The following is a 20,485-nucleotide window of genomic DNA, read 5'->3' as shown; positions in this document are numbered from 1 at the left end:
AGGATAAACGCAAGGCGGGTACCAGCCCTGCGCGAGCGGTGAAGAGCGTTTAAAAGCAGGCCGAGGGGGTCAGATTTCAGTTGGCGAAAAATGCAGTAAAGGGGTCAGTTTTGGGTTGGCGTTGACAACTGGATTTAAGCTAATGGTCACCGCCCGTTCAAATATCATCGCCGGAGTGATACTCGCCGTTTTCGCTACGCTGGCTTGGGCTCTTAACTTCATAGCCCCTTACGTCACTGGCGCCTACAGCATTTACGACCTTACGATCATCAGGTTTCTAATCGCGGGTGCCTTGGGGGCATTAGGCGTGATCCTATGCCGCGCCCAGAGGCGTTTATTGCAACGCTCCCAGCAGTTGCTCGCCGCAGGGCTGGGCGCAATCGGATATTTAGGGTACAGCAGCTGTATTGCCGCAGGCGTAATCTTCGGTGGCCCCGTGCTGACGGCAGCGTTTGTTGGGTTCGTACCTGTTCTACTCGCCTTATTCGGCAATGCGAGAGAAAAGACGGTGCAGTGGCACAGTCTTGCCCTACCACTGACTTTCTTGATGGTTGGGCTCGTCCTTTCAAATATCAGCAGCATGAATCTGCCGCAGGCAGGTAAGACGTCTTGGCTAGCGGGATTATTCTTTTCTGTCTTAGCAGTGACCCTGTGGTTAGCCTTCAGTCTGCTGAATCAAAGCGCCATGGGGAAACTTCCCCGTGCTGCAACAGGCATCTGGACAGGGTTGATGATGGCGGGTGCTGGCATGGGCACCTTGTGCCTGATACCCGTTGTACAAGCGCTAGGCCTCTTTAAACTCCCGAGCATTGGTTTCAGCATCACCTTGGCGGGACATCTTTATACCTGGAGCTTGGTCATTGCGGTTATGTCTTCGGTGATCGGCGCTTGGGCATGGAACGCAGCGACACGACGGCTCCCGATGGTGCTTTCCGGTCAGTTGATTTCGCTGGAGTCTTTGTTCGCAGCTTTACTCGGCTTGCTCTTTAACGGCAGGCTTCCAACTCCCATAGAGGCGTCAGGTCTTATTGCCGTGCTCATAGGTGCAGGAATAGCGGTTCACAGCATTCTCAATGTAGATGATGCGTCTGCCAAAGGTAGATGACTCAAACTCGCCCGCTCGAATTAGGAAGGGATCCAGTGATGCGGAAGCAATTGACCTATTTCATTCGCTCGCTGCGTCGGCAGGCGCGTGAGAACGTCCTTCAAGTAAGCATACGGATCATGTCCATTCAATCGCGCAGACTGTATCAGGCTCATGATCGCCGAAGCCCGTTTTCCACTGCGTAGCGACCCTGCGAAAAGCCAGTTCTTGCGTCCAAGAGCCCATGGCCGGATTTGGTTCTCTGCCCAATTGTTGTCTATGGGTACGGCCCCGTCATCAAGGTAGCGCGACAACGCTGCCCGGCGTTTCAGGCTGTAATCCAGCGCTCTGCTGATAGCCGAACCTTCAGGCACGAGATCGCGCTGGGCCACCATCCAGGCATGCAGCATATCCATCACTGGCACGGCTTTTTCTTGCCGTATTCGCCGTCGTAAATCCGGCTCCAGGTCGCGCACTTCGCCCTCGATTTCGTACAGCAACTGGATGTAACGCAGGGCCTGTTCGGCGAGCAGGCTCTTGTTAGTTGCGTGCAATTCGAAGAACTTGCGCCGCGCATGGGCCATGCAGCCGATTTCGGTAACACCCAGTTCGAAACTGGCTTTGTAGCCGCCAAAATCGTCGCAGACCAGCTTGCCCCTCCAGTCTTGCAGAAAGTTACGAGCATGCTCACCGGCGCGGCTGGGGCTGAAGTCGTAAACCACCGCCGCCGTTTCGCAGAACTGGCTGGTGGCGTAGGCCCAGACATAAGAGCGTTGGGTTTTCTTAGATCCAGGGGCGAGCATCTGTACCGGTGTTTCGTCGGCGTGGATGACCTGCTGTCCGAGGACTACGTCGCGCAGTGCATCGACCAGCGGCTGTAACTGAACGCCAGTCATGCCAACCCATTGAGCCAATGTTGAACGTGGAATTGACAAGCCCGCTCGACCAAAAATAGATTCCTGACGGTAAAGCGGCAAATGGTCAGCAAACTTGGCAATCATGACGTGTGCAAGTAGGCCCGCAGTCGGGATGCCCTTATCAATAACCTGCGCCGGAACCGGTGCCTGGATCAGCGTTTCGCAGTCATCGCAGACCCACTTGCCACGGACATGGCGTTCGACGGTGAACACGCCGGGCGTGTAGTCCAGCTTCTCGCTAACGTCCTCACCGATGCGCTTGAGGGCGCAGCCGCATGGGCAGTGAGTGTTGTCCGGTTCGTGATGGATCAGTGTGCGTGGAAACTCAGCCGGTAATGCAGTGCGCTTGGGTTTCTGCTTTTTCTCGGTCGTCGCTGGCATTGTCTGCAAAGCCTGAAGCTCTGCTTCAATCGCTGCGATATCGGTATCGATCAGGTCATCGAGCAAACTGGCCTGCTCAGGATTCATCTGCTCGCTGCGCTTGGCAAACTTCAAACGCTTGAGCTGGGCGATCTCGACGGTCAGTTTCTCGATGACTGTTTGATCACGGTTTATTTTCTTGCCCATCGTGTCGACTTGCGACAGCAACTGCGCTGCCAAAGCACGCAGTTGGTCGGGGGACATTTGGTCGAGATTGGACAAAGAAGTCATGCGCTGGATTTTGCCAGAGCAGGCGCTTTGCGGCGATAGGCCGATGGGCTAATGGCAACCGCTAAAGCAGTGTGATCGAGCCTCGATAACCTACGCGTTGCCATGGCAGACCCAGCACCAATGCCTGAAGTTGCTCGGTATCCAGCTCCATCTCAGACCCATAACGAATGCCAGGCCAGTGAAACTTGCCTTGGTTCAACCGGCGCGTCGCCAGCCATACTCCGAAGCCGTCATGCACCAGCACTTTCATTCGATTGGCGCGGCGGTTGGCGAACAGATAAGCACAGTGCGGCTGCGCCGCACCGAACACCGCGACCACCTTGGCTAACGCAGTTTCGGTACCAGCGCGCATGTCCATCGGCGCGGTGGCGAGCCAGATGGCGTCGATGCGGATCATCGTAAAAGGTCTCGAAGAAAGGTCGCGCATGCAGCAGCATTTTCAGTGGGCCAGTTCACTTTAACGGTACCGCGTGGGTGCTGGATCTCAACACAGATATTCGATGACGCTGCGTGCGAACTTGCTGCGGCCACCGGCACGGGTAATGGGATAAATGCATGTTGTAGCACGGCGCTTTTGTGCGTGTGCACCCGAATCCATTTGTGGACGAGGTTTGCGTTGAGGCTATGGCTGAGAGCGATGCTGGCAATCGAAGCACCGGGCTGGGCACACTCTTGAATGACCTGGGCCTTGAAGGATTTGGAATAGGAACGGCGTGATGGCTGCATGAAATACCCGCTTAAAAGGCTAGAACTGGTGCCCACTTAAATTTAAGTGCACACCATGTCTTGGCTTTGCGGGGCTGGGTAGATGACTTGGCCGGACGCATACAGCCAGACAGCAAGTGCATGCGGTGAAATGTCAAAACTGGCCGTGAACCTGAATCAGTTGGTTAACAGATTTGTTGTGTGACAAAAGCTTTAAGAGTACTGAGGGTAAGCCAGCACTGAAAAGCAACGTGCCAAAAATGCTCAAATTTTCGTATCACCAGGCAATTCCGAAAAACCGGGATTGCCTGAAGCGTAATGAATGGTTGTTTCAAACATTAGATGTCTAGCGAAACTGAATTTACAAAGTACACACGACTAATCTCAATATTTAGCCTGACTGAGTGTGTTCAGAAAAGGTGTAATGGCCGACGCTTACTGCTTAGCAATGCGAGGCTTTTTTGCATTACCACATCCTAAAAAAGGTATGGACACCGTGTTTCCCAGCGTCAATAGGAGCCCGCAATCGACCCTGAGCCGGCAAAATTATCAGAGACGAACTGATCCTCAGCCAGCATGCTCGCTACTCGACTAGCCAATAAATCCAAGGTGTATGGCTTGGTCAAAAGCTGCATTCTCGGGCCGAGGAAGTCCGCCCTAGTCAAGGCGCCTTCTGCGTAACCTGTCAAAAAAAGCACGGGCAGACGCGGTTTCAGCTGCTGCATAACCTCAGCCAACTGACGACCATTCATGCCAGGTAGGCCTACGTCTGTGAGAAGAATAGCTATATCTGCCAGATCATTGAATACTCTCAATGCCTCCTCACCGTCCCGTGCCACATATACTCGATAACCAAGCTCTTCAAGCACCCCCTGGTTAATTAATCGCACAGAATCATCGTCTTCGACCAAGAGGATGCACTGGCCCTGGCCCATGGCGGCAATTTCGGAATCCTTGGATTTTTCAAACTCGGACTTCATGTTTTCTGGCAGACAGATTGAGACGGTTGTACCAACGTCCAGCACACTGTCGATGGAAAGGCTGCCTTTACTCTGATTAGCAAACCCATACACCATGGATAATCCCAAGCCCGTCCCTTGTCCTATCGGCTTTGTGGTGAAAAAGGGCTCCATCACCTTTTCCAGGAGCGAGGGTGCGATACCACAGCCAGTGTCTATGACCTGTATCGTCACCATTGCATTGGTACTGAGCTCAAGGGTTGGCTCAACCTGCGTCACAATGGATATCGTTCCGCCATTGGGCATGGCGTCTCTGGCATTAATGACCAAATTAAGAATCGCATTCTCTAATTGGTTCGTGTCGACCAACACCCAAGGCTCGTCGGCACATAGGTCTAGCTTGAGTAAAATCTGCTCTGTCACGGTTCTTCGAAGCAGGTCTTCAAGTGACCCTATCAAATGGTTGACAGAAACAGCCTTGGCATCCAGGGATTGGCGCCGGGAGAAGGCCAGCAATCGGTGTGTCAACGATGCCGCTCGCTGCGCTGAACTCAGCGCCGCATCCATGAATCGCTCCACACCATCGACTCTTCCTTTGGCCATGCGCACTTTTATCAAGTCCAGCGCGCTGATCACGCCGGTAAGCATGTTATTAAAGTCGTGTGCAATTCCACCCGTGAGCTGACCCACCGCTTCCATTTTCAAGGACTGTCGCAGTTGCTCCTCGGCGCGGGCTCTTTCTGCACTTTCTGATTGCAGCAGATCAACAGCCTGACTCAGCTCTTTAGTACGCAACTTTACCTGAGTTTCCAGCTCTTCATTAAACCGCCGAAGACTTAGCTCAGCCTGCTTCTCTTCGTTAATATCCAAAATGACCGATGCGGCACCGATGATCTGATGGGTTTCATCATACAGCGGCACAGCACTCACCCTCATCCAGGACTCTTGCATGCCGTCTAGCCTGCGGTAGAAGTCTACTCCCGTCGCAGGGTCGCCTCTCAATGCTCTAGCACCCGGGAACATCTGAGGCTCAAGCATTTTCCCCTGGTCATCCAGCGCGACCCACCGAGCCGCTCCGTCTGGTTGCTTGGAGGGGATGAGATCTCCAGGCACGTACTGGCGATATAGAGGGTTACTGATGACTGAAGCCCCCTCCGTATCCATGAAACAAACTCCAACGGGAATATTTTCGAGCAGGATGCTCAGGCGGCTGCGCTCTTTTGCAAGTTGATTCAAACTTTCGCGCATTTCAAATTGGCGCTCACGAGAGCGCCAAGCGGCACCTACAGCGCTCAAGAGTGATGTTGAGCTAAGAGGCCTTTCCAAAACGATCACGTGACCTGCCGATTTAGGCAGTCGGCGCCTTGCTAGCTCCGTGTCTCTTCCCGAGCGTCCATTGCTTGATGCAAGCAATATGATGGGTATTTCAGACCAGCCCGGCTGGTGACTCAGAGCGCCTGCGAGGCTCTCCACATCACCAGACAGACACTCCTCTGTGAGTATCACCAGCCCAGTATCCTCACCCAGTGCTAACGATAGAGAGACCAGGTCGTGATGAATACGGACTGGATATTTATCGCCAAATAACTTGCTCAGACTCAGCGCGTCTCCTTTAAAAGGAGCCACAACCAACAATCTTCTGTCATCGGCGAGCGGCTTACTCAACACGCTTTCGACCTTCCATCAGCGGAACATCGGCGCCAAAATACTCGGGTGTTCCAGTCAGAACCCCTCGGAAATTGGACAACGGTTCGCCAACGCGTACCCCTCTCGAATCAATACGAAGCTCTCGAATGGCATCCTCATGTGCGCCACCTCGATGTTTGAGTACAGATATCGCTTTGCGCAGCCGGCCCTGAGCTTCGAAGAAGCGAATCAAGATAACGGTGTCCGCCACATAGGAAACATTGAGGTTAGTGGACATAGAGCCGACCAACCCATGCTGAGGATTGATCAGGAAGGTCACGACCCCGAGCTGGCTAAGATAGGAAAGCAGCTCATGAATCTGCAAAATAAGTTGTTGTTCCTGTGGCATTGCCGCCATGTAGCCATTGAGGCTATCAACGACAATCATGGAGCTGCCGCGCTGCTCGACCTCGGCTCGGACACGCCAAGCAAACTCACCGGGGGAGATCTCTGCTGGGTTTATTTGTTGAATGACCAACTGACCGCTTGAAACGTAGCGGCTCAGATCCATGCCCATGCTGTCTGCACGAGAGATCAGCGTGCCGATTCGCTCGTCAAACTCGTAGATGGTGCATTTCTCACCCCGTCGGCATGCAGCGCTCAGGTACGCCAGCGAAATTGTGGTCTTCCCAGAGCCCGCAGGGCCGGTGACGAGCGTACTCGTACCCCTCAACGGCCCTCCGGCTAATAGATCGTCTAACTCACTGACTCCGCTTGCGACAGCTTCCGCTTTAAATTCCACATGATGCGTGGAGGCGATCAGACGTGGGTAAACCTCAAGACCGCCTTCACGAATCGTGAAGTCATGAAAACCCGCGACGAAATCTACACCACGTAGCTTCTGCACTTGAAGGCGTCTTCGTGCGGCTCCGAAATCCAGCGTCAGTCGCTCTAGGGTGATCACACCGTGGCAGAGGCTGTGCAAGTGATTGTCTCGCTCGCCGTTGGATGCCGTCAGGTCATCCACTAACAGCACTGTAATATCTCGACCCGCAAAATATTGCTTGAGCGCTAACACCTGCCTGCGATAACGCAGAGGGTCTTGAGCCAGAAGGCGCATTTCGGAAAGGCTATCAAAAACCAAACGCTTGGGTTGGAGCTTATCAACGCGCTGCTGGATAAGCTTGATGGTGCCTCCAAGCTCTGCTTCCCAAGGGTGCAGGATTGATTGCTCGTAGTCTTCACCCAAGACCTCTTCAGTAGAAGAGAACTCAAACAAATCAATGCCTTCCAGCGACCAGCCGTGAGAGTGCGCAACACTATCAAGCTCCTCACTGGTTTCAGAAAGGGTGATGTATAGCACTTGCTCGCCAGCGGCAACCCCGTCCAGCAGAAACTGTAACCCTAGCGTTGTCTTTCCAGAACCCGGCGTACCCTCAAGCAAATAAAGACGATTGCTTGGTAGCCCACCTTTCAGGACAGAGTCAAACCCAACATTTCCAGTCGAGACGATAGGGTGTGGTTGAACCATTTGAACCTCTGGAGTGACTGTCGAGTAGTGAGGGCTAAAGCGCGTCTGGTTGAGTATGAGGCCTGCCATTCGCTACCGCCATATGATGCCGGCCAGCAACCAAAAAATCAGATGTGAGGGGACATACGCAGACCTGAACCATGCAAGGTGACTTCGCCACACGCTTACTCCGAATCGCTCAGCGCCGCCGTTCATTCCCGTTGAGAACATGGCACGGCCTGCATACGGCTTGGAGGATCGCAGTCTGATGAGCATCATCAAGAAGCTGCAAAGCAGCGTGCCCTAGCGGCAAAGAGAATGGCTTTTTGTCCAGCCAGTTAAAGCGGGAAAATATCTCCTCGATCTGAGGAGGGCTAAGCGTCTGAATGATCTGGGTGACCACAACGTTGAACTCAGGAGAAACGTGGTCAACTTCACTTGAGGGGTTGTTCCCGCACCGTTCGCATATTGGGTGTGTCGACCTATAGCTGGAAATTATAGGGTGTGCGGCATCCCTGAGCGCGCGATCCAACCAGGCCATTTCATCTCGAGAGTCGAGGCATTGCGTCCATGAGACTCCGTGCCAGCCATGGGCTGGAAAGTAGCCTTGGAAATCGTAAGCTGCTCCGTGTCGGGGTAGTTTTCGAAAGAGACTAGGGCGAAGGCGTTGCGCTGCGCAGTGGTAATGTTTCAGGAGTATGAGGTCGGAAATGAGGGAGGACTCAAATTCCTGCCCGAAATCAACCGCTGCAACTTCCTCCCGAATCACCTCCTTTAGACGGGTTTTCGTCATCCCTCGAAAGAACTCTTTTCCTCGGCCCATTTTTTGATCCTTGGAGTTAGGCTTGTCAGGCCAACTATGTGCTTTCATTTTTTAACGGGTGGTATCAGTTTCGGCTGCTGAGTCAGGAAATGCTTAATCTCCCGGGCCAGTGGTTTCTCCAATTCCTAGAAAACTACGCCGCTGTATCGGTTGGAATTCCATTTACAGTCGCTTTCACGCCCGTACGCGGGTTTCCTTCCAGATAGATTGTGTTCAATAGCTGCTTATCTGAGATGCTGGAAAATTTCTGCATCAGGTGTCGGGCTAAACTGTCGCTTGCGGTAGTAAGGATCAAACTCATGTTCGGCATTGACGTTGCGGCGAGTCTGAAAATGTCCAGCATAGCTACGCGGTTCAGGTCATCCAGGTGGGCGATCGGCTCATCTAGCAGGAAACTGCCGCCGGTACTTTTTGCTCTGGCAAGGTAGAGCGATAGCGCCAGGTCTTGCCGCTGTCCTTGGCTCAATTTTTCTTGAGCTTCCAACGGTGTGTCGTGACCTTCAGCGAGTACCATCCAGTTCAAATCGTCCCCAGAGACACTCAGCTTGTGATAGACCTCGTTGGCGTGCATCCGCGAGAACAATTCAGTCGCTGGGCCCAAAAGGGGGGATAGACTCGAAACGGTCGCGTTACGAACATGATCGCTGTATCGACCGATCGCATTGTCAGCGGCTGTTATGTGGCTTTGGCCTGCCTTGAGCTTCTCTGTTACCACCTGCTTTTCTTTGTGAAGGCTCCTCAATCTCTCGGAGTCGTCATCGACACTCAGGAGGATTTTGCACTCGCTAATATTAAGTTCATATCCCTCCGCTCTCGCGAGTTCTCCTTCCACGCGAGTTTGTGTTGCGGTGTGCAACTCCAATGAAACTGGGAGACCGCTGTTGACTTCGTTCCATTGGCTTTGGAAACGATTTACTATTTCAGAAACCGCCGCAATGCTGGCGTTGACCTGGTGAGATTCTTGGGTTTTGGCCTGAATACTTTGGAGCTTCTCGGCCACGGAGCGGGTGAGAGCCGGTTGCTCTGCACCGTCCGACTTAAGTTGTTGCTCGAAATGCTGTGTGTAATGAATCAGGGCCTTCCGTGCAGCAGGTACCCCATCTCTTGCGTTGACTGAAGACGGCAGCTGAAAGAACTCATCAATCCTTGGCATTGCTTCTGCGATTTTTTTTGCATCAAGCGCGATTCTGATACTGGTTAGCAGGTATTCAAAGCTGTTGACGTCAGACGCTGAGAACTCAGCTTTATTCATGGTTGCTAAATAGCTTGTTTTCTCGTCAATTGACTTCAGTTTGTCGGCTACAGACTTAAGCTGGGCAGAATAATTTTCAGCTGAAGATTGCTGTAGGTTAGCGGTTTGTAATGATGAGCTCCACAGCTGCTCGGTCGCCTGAGCCGTTTCCAGGTTGCTTTTGGCCGCCTGCAACTCTGGTGTCGCAGCAGCGTAAGTAAGGTGCTCGTGCAGTGCGTCAGCCGATTTCCAGTCATGGCTGCACAAGGGGCAATGACCACTCGTGAGAGCTTTCATCGCTTCATGTCCGAGAGCTCTTAGACGATCTATAACGCTTGATAAAGCGTCGAATTCGGCTTGAGCTTTTATTCTCGCTTGCTTGGCCTCATCTGCAGATTTTGATGTCTGAACGAAGTTTGCTGGTGGTAAGATAGGATTGCGTAGCAAATCTTCTTTTCGTTGGAGGAGATCCAACAAGGTGCTCTTCTGGCTGATCAAGTATTCGAGAGCATTCAGCCATCGCTGTTGCCGGTCTGCATCCCAGCCATATTCAACGAAGTTTTGCTGCAAAAGTTCGAAGGAAATATCGGGTTGAGGGAACCGCTGGACGAAGACCGGATCGGCAATGATGGTGTCCCAGCGATCCAGAATTTCGGTATTTTTTCGCGCCCAGTCAACATTAATCTTGGCTTGGCCCATTTGTGCATTGAGGGCAGAGAGCTTCTCAGCTAGCTGGCTGTGCTCATTGTTCAATTTCGCGATGGTTTCAGTAATCTCTTTCAGCAAATCCCGGTTGATTCCCAACTGCTGAAGACCGGATTCGTATTCCGCCCATCCCTCCTGCAACAAACTCAATACGGTCTTCTGACGCTTAGCCGTCTGCAGTAGCCCGGCCACCTTCAATTGAACAGTTTTGAAATCATGCAGAAGGTTTCCTGTTGACTGAGTGTCTGGAAATCCAGCTAGCACCTCATTCAGCTTGAGAGCGACTTGGTCGCGCTCATGCCGGCTTTCAGAAAGCCTTGCTTCAAGCGCTTCGATTTCTGTCACAAGCGCCTGCAGCTTTGTCTCCAAACCTTGGGTTTTGGGAAGCTCAGTCCGGTATTCTTTTAAATTGCTGAGTGTGCTCGCAAGGTGGCCCAGCCCCAATATGTCCGCAAATATCTGTTGTCGGAGCGCCGATTCACTGTTGTCTACCAGAAGGGCCAAGGAGTTTGCGTATAGCCACCTGCAATTGCGTAGCCAGTCCCGACGTGCCTTGGTCGTTGCTTGGGTACTGCTACCGGAAACAGATGCTGGCGTGAGCATTTCGAGTAGAGCCGCGTCTCTAATCTGCCGCTTTCTGCGATCATCATGTTTCTTGATTGCGGCTTTGCCATTGGCCCGCTCTAGCTGATAGATCTCACCATTTATCTCACAGACGGCGCTTACGGAGGTGTCTCCCGATCCCCACTGACAAGAAAAATCTGTGGTTGTTGGAAGGTCGCCTACTTTATTTGTGAGCAGCCATTCTAGTGCATAGCATATGGTGCTTTTACCGGTGCCGTTGGCTGCGTGAATAATCGTTAATGGTGCGCTCAGCGGGATTCGTAGAACATCCGGCACGCCGCGAAAATTTTGGATCTCTACCGAAATAAATTTAATAGATAAGTTATTCATTCAAATCCCACTTCTTTCCATGAGTGCGTGCGAGTTCCTTTCCTTTTGATGTCGCCAGAGATGCCAGCAGATTAGTCATCTCTTGATTTTCAGGGACGAATTGAGAGTAGTCAGCTTGTTCAGAGGGTCCTGCCAAACCAAGGGGGGTGATACGTTGGCAGCGCTGCCAGCCTTCGACATCCTGGTAAACGACGTGCTTCCTGACGAACCTCGTGTCTTTCTCAACGTCGATAATGAATCGCTTGAGCTCTTCATTTGAATGAGTCAGCGCTAGAACCAAGTAGCCATCCACCACGGATCCTTTTTTTTCCAGCCGTAGGAGTCCTGCGTCTAGAAACGCTTCAGCATGCTTTGTTTCTATCCAGGCTTCCTCCGCCGTAGCGCCGTCGACGCGCACAAGCAAAACAGATGCAAAAGTAGTCGACCAATACTTCAATTGAGTCGTTGGAGGAGGGCCCGGCCAGTGAGGATCGCCTATAAACGTCAAGACACCATTCTCCGGGGATGTGAACCCGGCTTCGGTTGCCCGCTCATCCAAGAGCTTAATCAGGTCACTGAGCATCTAGTGTTTTCCTGCGAGTAGATATGTCATCCATAAAATCTTCAGCGGGTATAGCCTTTGCCTTGTCATACATAGACTCGACCCCGTCGAGAGCGAAGAAGTAGACCTTATTCACCATTGCTACATCGGTGATGGAGTCTTTTCTGTTCGGTGGAGCTGAAATGTCGAAGCGCTCTGGACTGGTTTCCTCATCTTCGGTGGTCTCACCGGGCTTGGCATCCTCAACGCGACCAATGCAATTGGCGAAAACAACAAGTTGTGGATGATTGGCAGTACCTCTAGCCCATCGGTAAAGGTCGTTCGCCATATCTCTTACACCGAAATCGTCATTTGCCCACGCCAGCACGTTGTACTCGCCTTCAGCGTTGCTGAACTGCAGGTGGCCTTTCGTCCCAGACTCGCTGATCCAAGCAGAGTCTTTGTGAGACTTGAGGTAGCTCAGCGCTTTCACAGCTCTCATCACATATTTTCCGGAGGAGGCCATCTCCTCTAACGTAAAATCGTTATCGTGCCTTACTCCGTACCTGGTCTGATAGGCAAAGCCCTGCGAGTCTTTAATGCTTCCTGCTTGCACGAGTGTGTCAAGCCGCTGGAATTCTTCCTTTACCACGTCAAGATAATAAGCGTCCGGCGGATGACGGTCGAAGAGTTCGTGGAACTCTAGCGCAGCTGGTTCCAGGTCATCTTCGACTACACCATCTTGCAATCTATGGCCCTTCACACGCTCCAGAGACCCATCCGCGTCCCATGTCAGCGTGAGCGTCATCCCACCACTGGTGCTCCTGCGCATGACACGGCTTGGAGGCTGTATCCCTGGTAGGCTCGAGCGGGTGCTGTGTGCTCCGTCTGCAGCTGGAAAAATCCCGGTTGCGCTGTGAATCTTCATCGCACAATTTCGCAGCTGCTCACTGTTGGCCGCCGCAACTACAACCGAAGAAGCCAGCCGTCTTGCGTAGTAATCCGGCAGAGATTTAGCGATCCCCTTGAGGTCGGAGATGTGTTGAGAGGCGAGGATCAGATTCTGTCGGCGTTGCCGATCGTCAGCTTGGCTCGCGATAATTCTCCGCAATTGAGAGTTTTTATTCTGGAGTGGATTAGTGAAATCATTTCCTAAGGTAGGCCAGACGATAAGATCCTTGAAAGCAAGCCTGAGAGAAATGTTACCTCGATCAAAGTCAGTATTATTGGGTTCGTTTTCGACCAGAACATAGCAGTTGATAAGCCCTTCGGCAGGGTCGGTTACCCAGCACCATCCCGCCCTGAATTTCTGTGCGGGTGCCGGCTTCCAGGAAGGGTCTATGGACGACATTCCGTCGGTTGCAGTCCAGTCGATCAACATAGCGCCGGTGACCTCTCCGCATCCGACTACGAATACGAGAGGATTTGGGTAGGCTTTTACAAGGGCGTTTATGTCGCTCCACTGCCCAGGAGCAGCGCCTGCCGAACCTGCCGCGAGCACTACGGGGCGGTTACCAAAAGTTTGCTCGAATATCCCCACTTCTGGAGCAAGCATGGTCTGTAGAAAAGGAATTAAATCCTTACCTTGGATGAGTCCGATATTGAGTTGATCGCCCTCACGCAGCTCCCGATCAATGTACTCTGTACGGATCTTTTTCAGGTACGGTTCGTCAGCACCTGAAAGCGCTCCACCTTGAGATACTAGATAGTCACGAATGCTTTCGATAATCGCGGCGCTATCGGATTCTAGTTGGAAATAGGTACGTTTTACTGTTGGGTACTTTGTCACGAGGCTTGAAAGGCTATCTTTCTTGAAAACCGCAGTCCGTAAGTGCGGTATCCATTGCCAGACAATATTGCACAGCTCAGCTTTTGAGAGGTCTTTGAGCAGTGGGTGTTTTTTTAGGGTTTCAGACCTGGTGCGCACAGTGCCGCATTTGGTCTGGAAGGTCGCACGCAAATCATCAAAGCGCGCCTGCCCCGTGCCTTGCATAAACTCAAAAAGCTTGGTGCTGACGCTATCGGCAACTGCCACGTAATATCTAAAGGGAGTTCCCGGAGCCGAGCAGATTTGAGGTCTGATGTGAGCATATAAAAAGAATTTACAGATCTCATAAATCAGTGCTTCGAGCTCGAGTGTTGTCTTTAAGCGCTTGCACTGAATTACGCCGACGGGATTGCCATCGTTGAACAAAATTACGTCACGCCCTTGGTCTGCGCCGTCATTTAGACGACTTACAGTGTCGAACCAGTCCTCTGAGCCAGCTTTCAGTTCAGCGCGAAAGACATCAGCGACCAAAAGCTCAAAATGAGCATCACCCATTCGTTCGAAAGGTAGCTGACCGGAGTCGAGGGTGAACAGTTCGGGAGCTTGAGTTCTGTCCTCTCGAACAGCCGCTTCGTCTTCTGGGGAGATGAATGATACTGCTTCTTCAGCCAATTTTTGCTCCTAGCATTGAGTGACTGACATTGTGCGGGAAGCGTACTTTCCTCTTGAATGTAAGTCCTGACGACCATTTCGCGAATCGCGGAGCCCAGGATCCATCCGTTGTTAGAAAAGCTGCGTAGCTCCGAAACGCTCCGACAAGGAAGCGGGGCAATGCCAAGCTGCCATCATCATAAGCCGTGCGGCGATGAGTAGCTAGAATGTCCAGACGAAGAGGGCGTGGCCAGCATTGCTGCGGTTCAATTGGTGACGTTCGGACTTTACCGTAGCAGGACTTATCTTCCACTACCCACCGCGTAACGCTCTCTAGCGCTAGGCGACCCGAAGTGGTGATCGAGCGACGTTCCTACCCGCCCCTGAAGAGGGAGCGAGATGGCAGAGTCTCATCACAGCCGCTCTCCGGGTTGGACAAGCGGTCGAGGTGGATGGCCGCAGTGGCGATTCGCTACAGCCTGGGGCACGAGCGGTTACGGTGCTTGACGACTTGGGGGATGTGAGAGTTCGAAAGCAGGTGCAGTTGTGGCTAAAGCGTCGAATTGAAAAAATATGAGGCCGCAAAGACCGTTATTGATCGTGAAAGTACTGAGTGCAGAGGACGAAAGCTGGCAAGTACTCGCGATACAGAACGTCGTAGGGATCCAATAGCCTGCTATGGAAATTTAAGCACTGACGATATTAAGAAAAGGATTGTCGGCAGGCACAATGTTGAGCAACAACGCCGGTGTCTCGAGTAAGTAACCTTTGAGATTTGCTTTCTTCCGAGGACCTTCGACCTGACAGATCCATATGTTCAAGCCATCGTCACGTTTTCTGTGGGCCTTCAGTTTCTCAAACTGCTTCTGCACCCAACGCCATTCTTCAATCTCTTGAGTGGCACCCTGTGAGATACCAGGAAACTCCTGAGCGTAGCGTTGGAAGAGGCCAGGTGTTACTAGAAACACAGTTCCGCTTACGGTATGGATTTTTGCCTTACTGTCGTTGATGATCAGCTTGTGGCTCAGGATGCCTTCCTTGACCCAATTTAGGAAAACCTGACCAGGGTTATTCGAAGGGGGATTTGAGATTTCGAGAGCGCTTTCTGACGGTGCGCCACTGGCCTCGGGGTCTGCCAATTCGAACATGTCCAGCAACGTTCCGAGGTAGTCGGCATCCTCCATCGCCATAGGATCTTCCAGCGATTGGTTTTGATGCGATCCTGCTCCGCCTGCCTTGGGGGCCAGTGCAGGTGCCGGAACGTCAGTCGGGTGGTCATCGACTGCAATGCTCACTGTTCCGCTGAAAGCTTCTGGGCGGTCTTCGCTTCCCCATATCAATGCCGGTTGAATGCGCAGAAAGGTAAAGCTCTGCTGCCAGTTTCCCTGCGCGATAAGCGCGGTCCAGACGGCTTTGCCTTCTGGTGTGGACTCGACCAGCCCATGCGATTGCAGTTCGTCGAACACCGCGATGTTGGAGGAGGGAATGCCCTCAATCGATTGCGACAGCAGGTAGGCTCGCAGCTTGTCGGTGACGGTCTTGCTGACCAGCCAGAGTGCGTCCTGGGTCAGCCATCCCGCGGCACCCGGCTGGTTGAGTTTCAGCTCGTGCTGAACCAGATGACGTAGTCCGCTGATCAAGTGATGTTGCAGCGAATGAATCGGCGCTTGCAGCGCCTTGCTCGGGTTACCACCGATGTTCTGTGCGGTGGAAACACGGTCGGCCTGCATCACCAACTCACCGAGCACGCCGGCACGTTCGTACTGGCCCGCCAGGACATACAGCAGACTGGCCCACAGTGGCGGAAATCCACTGAGCCAATCGAGGATCGGGCGGTCAAGAATCTGGGTGTAGAGCAAGCCTGCGGCGGCACCGTGCAGGTGGTAGTCCCTACCTTTGAGATAGCGAAAACGGTAGGGCTGATCCAGGGGACCCTGCCAAGGATGCCAAAGGCGGCCATCTTGGCGCTCAACCAGCAGGTCCACAGCGATCTTGCCGATATCATGCAGCAGGGCGCCATAAGCGATACCCGCCGACCAGGCATCGGTCTGGGCGGCTTGGTCTTCGGGCGCAGCGCCGGTGGGCAGCAGATACGACTGACGCAGTTTCAAACTGCACGCGACCAGTTCCAGTCCATGGTCGAGCATGCCGCCGAGATACGCATGGTGGTGTGTCTCGCTGGCGGGAAGTTGCTGGACCTGTTCGGCGTAGCGATGGATCGGATTTAAGTAGAGTTGGATGAACTGCGCGTGGGAGAGGGCGGTGTACTGCCAGATGCGGTCGAGCAACTGTCGGCGGTGCTCCGCAGCTAACAAGCTGTGGGCCGACTCGATGGGCAGGTAACCTTCGGCGACGTTTATGGTTGGTGGCGGAGGAGGCTTCTGCCTTTTGTGTCGAAACAGACTGAGCATCGTGGCCTCCCGGGAAATAGCAGGGTCAATGGCCTTTTAGCCTTTTCGGGTAGGGCTCTTACCCTTGGTTCCCATTCCCTTCCAACCCTTACCCATCCTTTTGGCTCGTGTCCCTTTGCATGGCAATTGGAATATGGATACGGCTAGGCATCATTTTGTTGGGGGTAGTATGGAAAAGAAAAGAGTCGGTACACTGCGGTGCCTATTTTTTGGGTCTTGCCATGAACCTCACTGACGCCACGCTCGTGCTGCTGCTCGCGGCACGTATCCATGGAACCGACGAAGCTGTCAGGGCCTCGGCGAATAGCGTGGTCAAGAAGTTACCGCGCAGCAAACGCGATCTGATCTACAAGGTGATCGACAGTCGGAGTCCCCTCGAGCTGGTGGATTATCTGGCGCAGAACCTGGATGCGGAATGACAGGCAGCGGGTGTGTGCCCATCCCTGACTCTTTGCATCAGAGCCCCGCGGCATGGGGATTTTTCTGGGCGCATCACAGGGCCCAACTCGCGTTGGGCCCTGTGATGCGATTGCAACGGTGAGTTAACGATCAAACTCCATCGTTCATGCATCGTGAGTCATCCATTACCATCTGCTTCAGTCGCTGCTCCAGGTTGAGTACATACTCCGAGGCGCTTCGGGCCTGACCACTGGCGCGAAAGATCGCGCGTTTGTCAGCCTTGAGCAGGCCGAGCCAGGAGTCGATGTAGCCCTCGTGCCGCAGCTCCCCCTGTATACCGGCGTAGGCACATAAAAAAGCAGCGCCCATCTCGGCGATTAACTCCTCAAACGCGTAGTCTAGCGAGCCGAACGGACAGGCTGACGTCACGCCTTCGCGCTGCAACCGAGAGTGATGCCCGGTCCAGTGCGTCAGCTCATGAAGTGCCGTGGCGTAGTACCCGCCCTCATCGTGAAATTGTGCTTTTGTCGGCAGTTGGATGAGATCCCTGATCGGGTGGTAAAAGGCTTCGTCGGCAGGCCGATGAACGATGCGTGCACCTGAACTTAACAGCAGATTTTCCGCAACGCTGTTGGGCTGGAAGGGATCACTCTGTTCTGTCTCGAGCAGGGTGTCATTGAGCATTTCGAGCCCCTCCGTTTGCTCGATGTTGAACAGAAAATGTGTCCTGAGAATGCCAAAATGAGCGACCTTAGACTGACCGTTTTCATCGAGTACGGGTTGGCCTGACTCGGTCTGTTCCTCGCGCTCCATCGGCTTGTAGAGCACCGCCAGAGTGCTGTGCTCACCCTTACGGATGTGCCCACCGGTCTTTTTGGCTTGGTTGAAGGTCAGCCAACGATCTTGAGTGAACCCCTGCAACCTGGCCTCGGCCCAGAGCAGCGGTAAATTGATGCCCGAATACGGACGTCGCGTGATGGCGTTGACGGGGTAGGGTTGATGATGACTGACGTCAGCTGAGCCACTTGAGGACCAGGGTTTGATCCAGGGGGCAACGCCTTGGTCTAACGCGGTAACGATCTTGTCAGTTACGTCTTGGTAGATATCGCGCATGGCAATTTCCTCGAGAGAAAAACGGAGGAACGCCGTGCCCGTCGGGGAGGGTTCCCCGGTTGGGTGATGTACTGGATTGATGCAGGTCTTGCATGCCGTCCGAATGTGGAGGTGGGCGCCGCCCATTGCGCTTAGCGCTGGTGTTCTCCTGCAAGCGCTATCAGCAAGGCGGCGGGCTGACCCGGTTCTTGGAGTAGGCTCAGACTCAATTGCAGCAACGGGTCGTTGTCTAAGTGATCGGTTGGTTCAATGTGGATTACCTCGAACAGCACGTAAGGCTTGTGTGGAAAGGCCAGGTGGGCTTCGAAGGCTGCGCGCAAAACGTGGCTCAACCGACCGACCTGCAGCTTCTCAGCGTGATCGGATTGCTCGAGCAGTACTGCGCGTTGCCACGCGCCAGGGGTGAGCACGATGGGCAACCGGAGGGTGTTCAGTGTTTCCGGTGAAAGTGAGTCGGGCATGGTATGTCTCCGTTGAAAACGCGAAGAAACCTGTCCCGTGCGGGAAAAGATTTCCCCGCAGTGGGTTGAAGAAAATCAAGAGGGTTTTCCTGACGAGCAGAGCTCGAAAGGCGCTCAGGAGAGCAGTAGGCGTTCATCACCGTAGCAACGGTCACTGTGCGAGCCACCGAACGCTAATCGCACTTGGGGACAACCATCACCGAGGTGACATAGTCTTGAAGGTCCTGACTATCTGGGCAGGTGCTGTCGATAACAGCGATCCGTACCTTGTATTTAACCGAGCAATTTGCGCGGGTCAAACACATCGGCGATACCATTCCAATGGTCTTGTCTGCTGACTTCCAGAGCGATATTTTTGGCCCAATTACCTGATAAGCGGTCAAGAGTATGCTTGCGTTGAGCTGACACCACCGTGCCCCTGAAGACGCTGTCCAGCGATCGCTCCTGACTGTGTTTTACCGATATATGCTGGTCAACCTGAATGCGAAAATGACGTGTATATCTGCGAGAAAAAACCCCTCTATAGAGGGGCTATGAACGGATCTCTCGTCAGGACATCGATCAGGATATGACACAGGTAACTGCCTTAATCAGGCATTCAGTATGTTTTGGCAAGATTACTGATCTTTATTGGGTAATTGCACAGACTTGCCAACCCCTTTTACATCCGACCTGACCAATCATTTACATTGGGTTTGACCATTACACTGCTCGGGCATGACCGGCAGAGAACAGCCTATAGCTGTCTGTCGCTCATGCTTTAATTCGTTGGCAACGGAAAACCTATTTATCCCCTGAAATATCGTATTGGAAATATTTCTTTTGAATTTTTTCATAAGTGCCGTCCTGTTTGATGGCTGCTAATGCATCATTCAGTTTGCCTACCAACGGATCATTTTTCCGAGTCGCGATACCGGCTCCAACGCCAAAGTAGGCCTCATCCGTAAAGTTTTGATCGAGCACGTGATAGTCGGCGCCTTGAGGTGTTTTCAAAAAGCCGTCCTCAATGACGAGGGAGCCAGCGAGCGACGCGTCCAAGCGTCCAGCTGCCAAGTCGAGAAAAACCTCGTTTTGCGTGCCGTATTTGACGACTTCAGCGCCCTCTTTCTCGAAAACTTCAGTTGCATAGCGGTCGAAGTTTGAGGCCCGCTGGACGCCGATACGTTTTCCCCTCAAGTCACCGGGGGCAACGTTGATCCCGCTATCCTTTCGTGTGACCAGCTTGGCTGGCAACCGATAGTAGCTATTTGTGAAGTCAACAGATTTGGCTCGTGCTGCAGTGATGGAGACCGACGAGATCGCTGCATCAATTTTCCTCACTTTGAGCGCAGGAATCACCCCATCAAATTCCATTTCAATCCATTCGCACTTCGCCGTTATCCTGGCACAGAGCTCTTGACCCAGATCGTAGTCAAATCCGGCCAGCTTATTGTCTGGAGTCTTGTAGGCGAATGGAGGGTAGGCCGCTTCAATGCCGATCCGCAGATCTTTTTCACTGGCCATAGACAAGCTGCTGCTAACACAGACGGCCGCGGTGAATATCGTACATACGAATTTTCTCAGAATCATGGTCATGCACTCGTAATAGAATGTTAGGAGAACTTGCAGAGCTCATCGGGTGCCAACCTTTTACCCAACATACCCCTGCCGAGGTGCAGGCCCGCATCGAGGCCTTCGCGGTAAATAGTGATTATTGTCAATGCCTAAGTTTGATCGCCATGCGTTTGGTTTGACTACCTTGGGAAAGTCGCCGACCATTTTGGTAAACCTCTACCTGGCCACTGCTGTTTGTGTACACCACCATGCCTCCGGGAAGGTACTCAACTTCTAGCGCCTGCTCAGTTGATTGATGCCCGACTAGTACACGGACGGTGGCTCCGCTCTCTATCCAGAACTCGCTGGAGCTAGGCTCAATCACCAACAGCAATCGAGAGCGTGTTCCATTGATGAATTGTAATTCCTGGTGATTGCTCATTTAGTAGCTCTGTTAAACGCAG

15 protein-coding genes are annotated in these 20,485 nt (G+C 53.0%); 2 read left to right on the top strand and 13 right to left on the bottom strand.

Annotated elements, in window-relative coordinates; genetic code table 11:
* Positions 1–142 precede the first annotated feature (142 nt).
* A complete protein-coding gene (locus LIX93_RS20975; protein WP_120449273.1) occupies positions 143–1,105 on the top strand; it encodes a DMT family transporter in 963 nt (320 codons plus the stop codon).
* Between the two features lie 20 nt (positions 1,106–1,125).
* On the opposite strand, the gene LIX93_RS20970 is transcribed toward LIX93_RS20975, so the two are convergent.
* The 9 genes from LIX93_RS20970 to mobH all read right to left on the bottom strand — a co-directional run bounded on the left by LIX93_RS20970 (position 1,126) and on the right by mobH (position 16,515).
* Positions 1,126–2,652, bottom strand: coding sequence for an IS66 family transposase (locus LIX93_RS20970; RefSeq protein WP_201144480.1), 1,527 nt, complete (start codon positions 2,650–2,652; stop codon positions 1,126–1,128).
* Between the two features lie 61 nt (positions 2,653–2,713).
* Positions 2,714–3,049: an IS66 family insertion sequence element accessory protein TnpB gene (gene tnpB / locus LIX93_RS20965; RefSeq protein ID WP_162946121.1), complete on the bottom strand. Its 336-nt coding sequence runs from the start codon at positions 3,047–3,049 to the stop codon at positions 2,714–2,716.
* Positions 3,046–3,378 (bottom strand): transposase, encoded by a 333-nt coding sequence (locus LIX93_RS20960; protein ID WP_226505970.1) that lies wholly within the window; start codon positions 3,376–3,378, stop codon positions 3,046–3,048. Before LIX93_RS20960 ends, tnpB begins: the two co-directional genes overlap by 4 nt.
* 488 nt (positions 3,379–3,866) lie before the next feature.
* Positions 3,867–5,984, bottom strand: coding sequence for a PAS domain-containing sensor histidine kinase (locus LIX93_RS20955; RefSeq protein ID WP_226505969.1), 2,118 nt, complete (start codon positions 5,982–5,984; stop codon positions 3,867–3,869).
* Complete coding sequence (locus tag LIX93_RS20950) at positions 5,974–7,473, bottom strand: ATPase domain-containing protein (protein WP_226505968.1); 1,500 nt, start codon at positions 7,471–7,473, stop codon at positions 5,974–5,976. The genes LIX93_RS20955 and LIX93_RS20950 overlap by 11 nt, the downstream gene beginning before the upstream one ends.
* Before the next feature lie 935 nt (positions 7,474–8,408).
* Positions 8,409–11,165, bottom strand: coding sequence for an AAA family ATPase (locus LIX93_RS20945; protein WP_226505967.1), 2,757 nt, complete (start codon positions 11,163–11,165; stop codon positions 8,409–8,411).
* Positions 11,158–11,727, bottom strand: a complete 570-nt coding sequence (locus LIX93_RS20940; protein WP_226505966.1) for a hypothetical protein — start codon at positions 11,725–11,727, stop codon at positions 11,158–11,160. Before LIX93_RS20940 ends, LIX93_RS20945 begins: the two co-directional genes overlap by 8 nt.
* The gene (locus LIX93_RS20935) at positions 11,717–14,125 is read right to left on the bottom strand and encodes an ABC-three component system protein (RefSeq protein ID WP_226505965.1); all 2,409 of its coding nucleotides are present in this window, start codon (positions 14,123–14,125) and stop codon (positions 11,717–11,719) included. The genes LIX93_RS20940 and LIX93_RS20935 overlap by 11 nt, the downstream gene beginning before the upstream one ends.
* Positions 14,126–14,790: 665 nt before the next feature.
* Positions 14,791–16,515, bottom strand: coding sequence for a MobH family relaxase (gene mobH, locus LIX93_RS20930; RefSeq protein ID WP_226505964.1), 1,725 nt, complete (start codon positions 16,513–16,515; stop codon positions 14,791–14,793).
* Positions 16,516–16,736: 221 nt separating this feature from the next.
* On the opposite strand from mobH, the gene LIX93_RS20925 reads away from it, so the two are divergent.
* Positions 16,737–16,934, top strand: coding sequence for a hypothetical protein (locus tag LIX93_RS20925; RefSeq protein ID WP_226505963.1), 198 nt, complete (start codon positions 16,737–16,739; stop codon positions 16,932–16,934).
* 130 nt (positions 16,935–17,064) lie between these two features.
* On the opposite strand, the gene LIX93_RS20920 is transcribed toward LIX93_RS20925, so the two are convergent.
* From LIX93_RS20920 to LIX93_RS20905, 4 genes are all read right to left on the bottom strand, one after another.
* Positions 17,065–18,027, bottom strand: coding sequence for a zincin-like metallopeptidase domain-containing protein (locus LIX93_RS20920; protein WP_226505962.1), 963 nt, complete (start codon positions 18,025–18,027; stop codon positions 17,065–17,067).
* 131 nt (positions 18,028–18,158) lie between these two features.
* Entirely contained in the window at positions 18,159–18,488 is a 330-nt protein-coding gene (locus LIX93_RS20915; RefSeq protein WP_226505961.1) for a hypothetical protein, read from the bottom strand.
* A gap of 783 nt (positions 18,489–19,271) precedes the next feature.
* Entirely contained in the window at positions 19,272–19,991 is a 720-nt protein-coding gene (locus LIX93_RS20910; protein WP_226505960.1) for a transporter substrate-binding domain-containing protein, read from the bottom strand.
* A 193-nt stretch (positions 19,992–20,184) separates the two neighbouring features.
* Positions 20,185–20,463: a hypothetical protein gene (locus tag LIX93_RS20905; protein WP_226505959.1), complete on the bottom strand. Its 279-nt coding sequence runs from the start codon at positions 20,461–20,463 to the stop codon at positions 20,185–20,187.
* Positions 20,464–20,485 lie beyond the last annotated feature (22 nt).

The organism is Pseudomonas sp. MWU16-30317 (assembly GCF_020515695.1).
Taxonomy (GTDB): Bacteria; Pseudomonadota; Gammaproteobacteria; order Pseudomonadales; family Pseudomonadaceae; genus Aquipseudomonas.
The sequence above is the reverse complement of the archived record's forward strand: the minus strand, read 5'-3'. Positions and strand labels throughout refer to the sequence as shown.

What these genes read in the sequence shown, in the direction of transcription:
- LIX93_RS20975 (WP_120449273.1), top strand. Translation starts at nt 143, where the DNA reads ATGGTCACCGCCCGTTCAAATATCATCGCCGGAGTGATACTCGCCGTT.
- LIX93_RS20970 (WP_201144480.1), bottom strand. Translation starts at nt 2,652, where the DNA reads ATGACTTCTTTGTCCAATCTCGACCAAATGTCCCCCGACCAACTGCGT.
- tnpB (WP_162946121.1), bottom strand. Translation starts at nt 3,049, where the DNA reads ATGATCCGCATCGACGCCATCTGGCTCGCCACCGCGCCGATGGACATG.
- LIX93_RS20960 (WP_226505970.1), bottom strand. Translation starts at nt 3,378, where the DNA reads ATGCAGCCATCACGCCGTTCCTATTCCAAATCCTTCAAGGCCCAGGTC.
- LIX93_RS20950 (WP_226505968.1), bottom strand. Translation starts at nt 7,473, where the DNA reads ATGGTTCAACCACACCCTATCGTCTCGACTGGAAATGTTGGGTTTGAC.
- LIX93_RS20945 (WP_226505967.1), bottom strand. Translation starts at nt 11,165, where the DNA reads ATGAATAACTTATCTATTAAATTTATTTCGGTAGAGATCCAAAATTTT.
- LIX93_RS20940 (WP_226505966.1), bottom strand. Translation starts at nt 11,727, where the DNA reads ATGCTCAGTGACCTGATTAAGCTCTTGGATGAGCGGGCAACCGAAGCC.
- mobH (WP_226505964.1), bottom strand. Translation starts at nt 16,515, where the DNA reads ATGCTCAGTCTGTTTCGACACAAAAGGCAGAAGCCTCCTCCGCCACCA.
- LIX93_RS20925 (WP_226505963.1), top strand. Translation starts at nt 16,737, where the DNA reads ATGAACCTCACTGACGCCACGCTCGTGCTGCTGCTCGCGGCACGTATC.
- LIX93_RS20920 (WP_226505962.1), bottom strand. Translation starts at nt 18,027, where the DNA reads ATGCGCGATATCTACCAAGACGTAACTGACAAGATCGTTACCGCGTTA.
- LIX93_RS20915 (WP_226505961.1), bottom strand. Translation starts at nt 18,488, where the DNA reads ATGCCCGACTCACTTTCACCGGAAACACTGAACACCCTCCGGTTGCCC.
- LIX93_RS20910 (WP_226505960.1), bottom strand. Translation starts at nt 19,991, where the DNA reads ATGGCCAGTGAAAAAGATCTGCGGATCGGCATTGAAGCGGCCTACCCT.
- LIX93_RS20905 (WP_226505959.1), bottom strand. Translation starts at nt 20,463, where the DNA reads ATGAGCAATCACCAGGAATTACAATTCATCAATGGAACACGCTCTCGA.